General features: G+C 35.0%; 9 protein-coding genes. 1 reads left to right on the top strand and 8 read right to left on the bottom strand.

Annotated elements, in window-relative coordinates:
- Window positions 1–1,497: replicative DNA helicase (dnaB, locus tag F6K22_RS14480; RefSeq protein ID WP_293098794.1), on the top strand; the 1,497-nt coding region annotated here is incomplete at its 5' end.
- 277 nt (window positions 1,498–1,774) lie between these two features.
- On the opposite strand, the gene F6K22_RS14475 is transcribed toward dnaB, so the two are convergent.
- From F6K22_RS14475 to F6K22_RS14440, 8 genes are all read right to left on the bottom strand, one after another.
- The gene (locus tag F6K22_RS14475) at window positions 1,775–1,975 is read right to left on the bottom strand and encodes a hypothetical protein (protein WP_293098791.1); all 201 of its coding nucleotides are present in this window, start codon (window positions 1,973–1,975) and stop codon (window positions 1,775–1,777) included.
- Window positions 1,976–2,035: 60 nt separating this feature from the next.
- On the bottom strand, window positions 2,036–2,272 hold the full coding sequence (locus F6K22_RS14470; RefSeq protein WP_293098789.1) for a hypothetical protein: 237 nt from the start codon (window positions 2,270–2,272) through the stop codon (window positions 2,036–2,038).
- Between the two features lie 83 nt (window positions 2,273–2,355).
- Complete coding sequence (locus tag F6K22_RS14465; protein WP_293098786.1) at window positions 2,356–2,553, bottom strand: hypothetical protein; 198 nt, start codon at window positions 2,551–2,553, stop codon at window positions 2,356–2,358.
- Between the two features lie 25 nt (window positions 2,554–2,578).
- Window positions 2,579–2,734: a hypothetical protein gene (locus F6K22_RS14460; protein ID WP_293098783.1), complete on the bottom strand. Its 156-nt coding sequence runs from the start codon at window positions 2,732–2,734 to the stop codon at window positions 2,579–2,581.
- A gap of 574 nt (window positions 2,735–3,308) precedes the next feature.
- Window positions 3,309–3,554: a hypothetical protein gene (locus F6K22_RS14455; RefSeq protein WP_293098780.1), complete on the bottom strand. Its 246-nt coding sequence runs from the start codon at window positions 3,552–3,554 to the stop codon at window positions 3,309–3,311.
- Between the two features lie 559 nt (window positions 3,555–4,113).
- On the bottom strand, window positions 4,114–4,809 hold the full coding sequence (locus tag F6K22_RS14450; RefSeq protein ID WP_293098777.1) for a hypothetical protein: 696 nt from the start codon (window positions 4,807–4,809) through the stop codon (window positions 4,114–4,116).
- 20 nt (window positions 4,810–4,829) lie between these two features.
- Entirely contained in the window at window positions 4,830–5,162 is a 333-nt protein-coding gene (locus F6K22_RS14445; protein WP_293098775.1) for a HEAT repeat domain-containing protein, read from the bottom strand.
- An 8-nt stretch (window positions 5,163–5,170) separates the two neighbouring features.
- On the bottom strand, window positions 5,171–7,459 hold a 2,289-nt coding region (locus F6K22_RS14440), incomplete at its 5' end, for an NACHT domain-containing protein (protein WP_293098772.1).

The following is a 7,459-nucleotide window of genomic DNA, read 5'->3' as shown; positions in this document are numbered from 1 at the left end:
TCTAAAAATTCAGAGAATTTAACGACTATTGATACTATCTGTGGAAAAAATCCTCTGACAGATATGAGAGATTTTCCATCAGAAAATCTAGATTTCGACTCCGACAGATTAAATTTAGTCAGACAACAGAATTCCTGGAGTGAGCAATTAGAAAATAGTGAGATTTTCTGGGATGAAATTATTTCAATAGAACCAGTAGGAGAAAAGCAAGTATACGATCTGACTGTGCCAGAAACTCATAATTTTGTAGCTAATGATATTTGCCTTCATAATACTAGCTTCGCTGTAAATATTGGTCATAGTATTGCAGCTAATCTCAAATTACCAGTTGCTATTTTTAGTTTGGAAATGTCTAAAGAACAATTGGTCTTAAGACTATTAGCTAGTGAGGCAAGAATTGAAAGTAATAGATTGCGGTCTGGGCGTATTAGTCAGAATGAATGGGAACCTTTAACTTCTGCTATTGGTAATCTTTCTGAAATGCCTATTTTTATTGATGATACTCCTAATATTACTGTGAATGAAATTCGTTCTAAAGCTAGACAACTTCAAAGTGAACAAGGTGGCGCTTTAGGATTAATTTTATTAGATTATTTACAGTTAATGGAGGGAAGTAATACTGATAATCGAGTTTTAGAGTTGGCAAGAATAACTAGAAATTTAAAAGGTTTGGCGCGGGAACTTTCGGTGCCGATTATTGCTTTGTCTCAACTTAGTAGAAGTGTGGAGTCTCGAACTAATAAAAGACCGATGATGTCTGACTTGAGAGAGTCTGGTTGTTTGACTGGGGAAAGTTTAATTTATTTGGTTAATGGTAAGAAGATTCCTATTTCTCATCTGGTTGGTAAGTCGAATTTTGCTGTTTTTGCTTTGAATGAGAAGACTGGGAAATTTGAGTCGGCGATGGTTAGTCGGGTGTTTCCTACTGGGGTTAAACCTATCTTTCGTCTGCAAACTTCTTCGGGAAAATTGATTAGGGCGACGGCTAATCATCCTTTCTTTTCTATGGGGGGTTGGAAACAGTTGAATAGTCTGAATATTGGGGATTCTCTTGCTATTTTGAGTCAAAAAATGCTTAAATGTTCAATATTGTATTGTGGGCAATTTCTGTCTCAAGCAGATTTTAGGCCAAAATATGGTGGGAATTTAGGGTCTGTAGTTAAGTCTCGTGAGTGGGAAGGGTGTACGGAAATTGATGTGGAATGGGATGAAATTGTGGAAATAATGCCTGATGGAGAGGAGGAGGTTTTTGATTTAACTGTACCTGGTCTCCATAATTTTGTGGCAAATGAGATTGTCGTTCATAACTCTATTGAGCAGGATGCCGATCTAGTTATTATGCTTTATCGAGATGAGTATTATTCCCCAGATACTCCAGACCAGGGTATTGCTGAGGTGATTATTACTAAGCATCGGAATGGTCCGACTGGTACGGTTAAGTTATTGTTTGACCCTCAGTTTACTAAGTTTAGGAATTTGGCAGTTAATAAGCGATGAGCTTTCAGTGGTCAGCTTTCAGCAATCAGCTTTTAGCAGTTATTTCTAAGTTTAGAGCCTGCTAAAAGAGCGATAGAACTCCGTTCCGCTTCGCGTTGGCGGAGCAAGTGCGGCAGCTATATCGCTCTTTCCGTGCTAGGAGGCAATCAAATATTCAGGAATTTTCCCAGGGGTAACGCCAGAAAAATTTTCATCTTGTGAAGCACCCATAAATAGTTGTTTTTCCCTCATCAAATATTTCCATCCATCTCTCCTCCATGAAAAATCACCAACACTTTCATTCTCTGAAGCACCTGAGAAAAGTTCGGCGTGTCAAAGGAATTTTCCCAGGAGCAATCCCAGAAAAATTTTCATCTTGTGAGAGCTTCCCATAAATAGTTGTTTTTCCCTCATCAAATATTTCCATCCATCGCCACCTCCATGAAAAATCACCAACACTTTCATTCTCTAAAGCTCTAGAAAAAATTCGGCGTGTCAAAGGAATTTTCCCAGAAACAATGCCATAAAGATTTTCATCCGTGGAAAATTACTAACATTTTCATTCTCTGAAGCACCGGAAAAAGTTCGGCGCGTCAAAGGAATTTTTCCCCGGAGCAATGCCAGAAAAATTTTCATCTTGTGAAGCACCCGTAAATAGTTGTTTTTCCCTCATCAAATATTTCCATCCATCTCTCCTCCATGAAAAATCACCAACACTTTCATTCTCTAAAGCTCTAGAAAAAATTCGGCGCGTCAAAGGAATTTTTCCCCGGAGCAATGCCAGAAAAATTTTCATCTTGTGAAGCACCCGTAAATAGTTGTTTTTCCCTCATCAAATATTTCCACCCATCTCTCCTCCATGAAAAATCACTAACACTTTCATTCTCTGAAGCACCTGAGAAAAATTCGGCGCGTCAAAGGAATTTTCCCAGGAGCAATGCCAGAAAAATTTTCATCTTGTGAAGCACCCGGAAATGGTTGTTTTTCCCTAATCAAATATTTCCATCCATCTCTCCTTCGTGAAAAATCACTAACATTTTCATTCTCTGAAGCATCTGAAAAAATTCGGCGCGTCAAAGGATTTTCCGTTGCTTCCTCACGATTAGCGATCGCTCAATCCATTTTTTTCCATTATCAAATATTTCCATCCATCTCTCCTCGATGAAAAATCACTAACATTTTCATTCTCTGAAGCACCTGAAAAAAATCGGCGCGTCAAAGGAATTTTTCCCCGGAGCAATGCCAGAAAAATTTTCATCTTGTGAAGCACCCGGAAATGGTTGTTTTCCCTCGTGAAATATTTCCATCCATCTCTCCTCCATGAAAAATCACCAATATTTTCATTCTCTGAAGCACCTGAGAAAAAATCGGTGCGTCAAAGGAATTTTCCTAGAAGCAACGCCAGAAAAATTTTCATCTTGTGAAGCACCCGGAAATGGTTGTTTTCCCTCGTGAAATATTTCCATCCATCCCTCCTTCGTGAAAAATCACCAACATTTTCATTCTCTGAAGCTCCAAAAAAAATCGCGCCTCGAAGGATTTTCGGTTGCTTCCTCAGAACTTTTCTGATATTATAAAGTTTAGCTGGTGTTGTTCGCCTATACATATGACTTTTTATTCAACTATTTTTTCTCGTAAGAGGCAATGAAATATTCAGGAATTTTCCCAGAAGCAATACCAGAAAGATTTTCATTTTCTAAAGCTCATGAAAAAATCGGCTCGTCAGGCGATCGCCTTTTCAGTTATCAGTGTTCTGTTTAAATTACCAATTTAAAAGGATGAAAGATGAGAAAGCATCGCCCTTTCGATTCAATGGAAAATCACTAACATTGTCATTCTATGAAGCTCCAGAAAAAAATCGCGCGTCGAAGGATTTTCCGTTGCATTCTCATAATTTTTCTGATATCATAAATTTTAGCTGGGGTTACTCGCCTATACGCATGACTTTTTATCCAACTAAATTTCCTTGTCCTTCTGACAATCAAAGGTTCAATAATTTTTCCTAGAGCAATAACAGAAATACTTTCATCTTGTAAAGCACTCCTAAATGCTTGCTTTTTCCTGATTAAATTTTCCATCAGTTATCAGTTATCCGCCTTCAACTCAAATTGCTGATATTTAAAGATGAATGTTAGGAAGCGCTCGCTCTTTACCACCCAGTGGAAAGTCACAAACATTTTCATTCTCTGAAGCTCCAGAAAAAAATCGCGCGTCAAAGGATTTGGGGTTGCATCCTCACAATTTTTCTGATATTCTAAAATTTAGATGGAGTTGTTCGTCTAGATGCATGATTTTTTATTCAACCAAAAATAGTATAGTTTGTCAGCGATCGCCTCTTAAGTTATTAGTTAACAGTTATCGGCCTTCAACTTAAATTACTGATATTTTAAGGATGAAATATTAGAGAGCGATCGCTATTTCTATATATCAAAGAAAGTTAGAGTTTAGGAATAAATTAAGGGTGAGGTTTAAAGAGCGATCGCTTATTCAATGTTTTGAGAAAGTCAGTTAAATAAAGCAACATTTTCATCAGAGTAATTTTAGCTTCTTAACTTTAATATTTATTGCCTTTTTAGGTTGAGAATAATTTTTTAGTTACTAATCTTCAGTTACTAAATCTATCTAGGTTTGCTAGATTCAGAAACTATCAGATTTAAAAATATGCTTCAGGGGATTAGTGGCTTTATGTTCTATGTTTATTTGAAAGACAAAACTAATAAGCATAACTAAGCCAACGAACTCAAACAAAGGTATTAAAAAATATGCTAAAAGAGTAGCGGATTCAATTAGCTTCAAAGTTAATAACATCAAAGTTAATAACATCAAAAATTGTATCAATAGTACAAAACCCACTTTTAAATAGCCAGGTTCTACATATAGAAAAATATTACGCCAGTCATCACGAGTTGGACGACGGAATGTAAGAAGACGATACACTAAGGAAAGTTGTAACTTTACATCCAAAGTCTCAAATAGAGATTTCCATTTTTTGCTAGGATTCATTGAATCAATTAGTCGATTAATATCTTCTTGGTTTTGCCCTGATCTTGATATGTGCTTAAACATTAGAGAGCTTATGTAATATTCAATAGTATTTTCTCTAGAATTTTTTAAAATTTTTAACTGTGAAAGATCAATTTCATCCAGCAATACTATCCCACACAAAGGAATTACTATTCTTGGATCTATCTTACGTTGATAAATTTCTTCAGGAGTACACTTACAACAAATGAACCAAGCTACTTTTGCCATGCCTTCTCTTTCCGATGGCGGAAAAGGAACTTCTATCCATTCCCAATCTTTTAAATTAAATTCCTCATCAACTTCTGCCATATTTATCACTCCTAGAAAACCTAATTATTTAGACTACTAAATTCCGCAAGATTTAAAGCAGCTTGCTTCTGAACATTTTCATTAGGATAATCAAGTAAACCATTTAAAATTTCTCTCGCATAAGGAGTACCAACTTTCACTAAATCTCTCATTGCCATTTCCGAACCTTGCTCCGCTAAAACCTTCAATAAAGAAACTGCAATATCTCCCATATTAATAATTGCTTGACGAGCATCCACGAAATTAACATCCTCATAATATCTAAACAAAATATTCGCTGCTTGTGGCAAATTTGTTTTAGATAAAGCCTTAACAGACGCCCTACGAATATCCAGAGATTCAGAATCATTCAAAGCATTTTCTAGAAACTCAAAAACAACTTTTCAACTTTTCCCCTACCTCTTTCACGAACATCAGAAGCAACTGCTCCAAAAGCTCTAGCTAAATTTTCATCAGAATTTGCTTGTACCAATTTTTGCTTAAACTCTTCAATAATTCTTTCTGCCAAAATAGGAGAAACTTCTTGAGCATCGGCTAAACATTCAAAAGCTGTCAGAGAATCTTCCTGATAAATAACCTCTATTAAATTTGTACTATTCCCGGCAAACCCACACCAAAGTTTAACCGTTTCTCGCCAACGTACCCGATCATTTTTAAACCTTTCTATTAATTCATTTTCTCTATCTCTCAAAGCTGTTGCTGCAAAATATTCTTGCAAACTTAAATGAGCAAACTGATATTTATCTCCCCTCTCAACTTCCAATAATAATCCACTACGTTCCACAATTTCTTTTAATATTGGTTGAGTATCTGTTTCAGGATTAAGATTCAAATCGGGTAAAACTTTTTGAATTTGTTCTATGACAATTTCATAATCCAAACTCAAGTCATTCTTTTGTTGTTGACTAGCATTATCCTGAGCAAATAAAGCTAAATTTTGTAGCACTCTCCGCTTATGAGCGCTCTCTTTATATTGATTAAAATTATTCTGCCATTGATTCAATAAAATATGAGTAGATTCTTGATAAAAATCTGACCGAGACTGAGGCAAAACAAAAGCAGGTTCAGTATAAAGATGAGCAACAATAGTCAACATTAAAGGATTTCTAGCTAACTCCATAATTAGAGGTCTATCTCTCAAAGTTTGTATGAGTTGATCGATAGATTTATCGGGTGGCATTTGAGATTTCCATGCTTCTAAAAAGAGTCGCATTTGTCTGTCGCTAAATTCTTTAATATCTAATGTTTTTTCGACAGACTCAGCAAAATCATTCCGATAAACTGCTGCCCGACAAGTAATAATTGCTCGACATTTATCGTATTTATCTAATAAGTCATTAATAGCTCCCACAACTTGAGGGCGAATCAAACTTTTCACTTCATCTAATCCATCAAATAACAGAAATAATTTTCCTTTTTCCAGATTTCGCTCGACAAAAGAATTTGCTTTAGGAAAATCATCTCTATCTAAAGCTGCTACTAATTTCTGTTTTAAGACTTCCATATTGAGGGCAGAAATTTCTATTTCATTGAGGCGATATAACTCTAACAAAATCGGCACATACTCATTAGAGGAACTGTTTAATTTTTCCCTCGCCCAAGAGAGAACAAGATATTTTAATAAAAGTGTTTTTCCAGCTCCAGGTTGCCCCTTAATAACTAAACGATTACATTTTTTAATCTCAGAAAAATTAATTGGTTCATTATTAGCTTTTTCCAAGAATTGCAAATCGACATAAATTTCTTGCAGACTTAAAGGACGATTCGGACGAAAAGGAATTTTTAGTTGTTCGTGTTTATTAATGAGACCTTTTTTATAGCATTTTAAAGAGTAATTCCAAAACAATTCAAAACCAGCAATTTGATTGTAGAGCCATTTGCCAAAGATATTAATGAAATGAGTTACCCAACCTTGTATAGCTTCCTTAAAAACTAACAGAATCAAAAGTGCTAAAGCAGCAAACCATCCCAACCCATAAAATAGATCGTCATTAATTTTTTCCCAGAGATTACTATCTTTTGCTTCCTTGAGTTTTGTATATTCTTCCTCGTAAATTTTAGTAATTTCTGGAGTAGTTAAACCCACAGAATTTTTCTCATATAAATCAATCATTAACCTACTATCCATTGCCTTATCATTTTCAACATGACGTTCGGCATAATCTTTAATTTCTTGAATGATAACTTCAGGGCTTATAGAGGTCGTCATTATCCTATCTAACACATCAATAGGTTGTATTAAATTCAAAAGTGAAGTTATAAACAAAAAACATAAAGTTATAAGGAAGAACGGGTTAATGAGTTGTTTCCTATAAAGTTTTAGAAATAAATTTAACAATAGTCTAATACTACTAATTTGATTGCCTAACCAATTGCCAAAAGTATTAATTGGATGAGCTTCCCAACTTTGTATAGTTTTCTTAAAAATCAACAGAATAAAAAATCCTATTGCAGCACACCAAGACAATCCATAAAATAGATAGTCATTAATTTTTTCCCAGAGATTACTATCTTTTGCCTCCTTGAGTTTTGTATATTCTTCCTCGTAAATTTTAGTAATTTCTGGAGTAGTTAAACCCACAGAATTTTTCTCATATAAATCAATCATTAACCTACTATCCATTGCCTTATCATTTTCAACATGACGTTC

The organism is Okeania sp. SIO2F4 (genome assembly GCF_010672385.1).
Taxonomy (GTDB): domain Bacteria; phylum Cyanobacteriota; class Cyanobacteriia; order Cyanobacteriales; family Microcoleaceae; genus Trichodesmium.
This window is presented reverse-complemented; position numbering and strand designations above follow the sequence as displayed.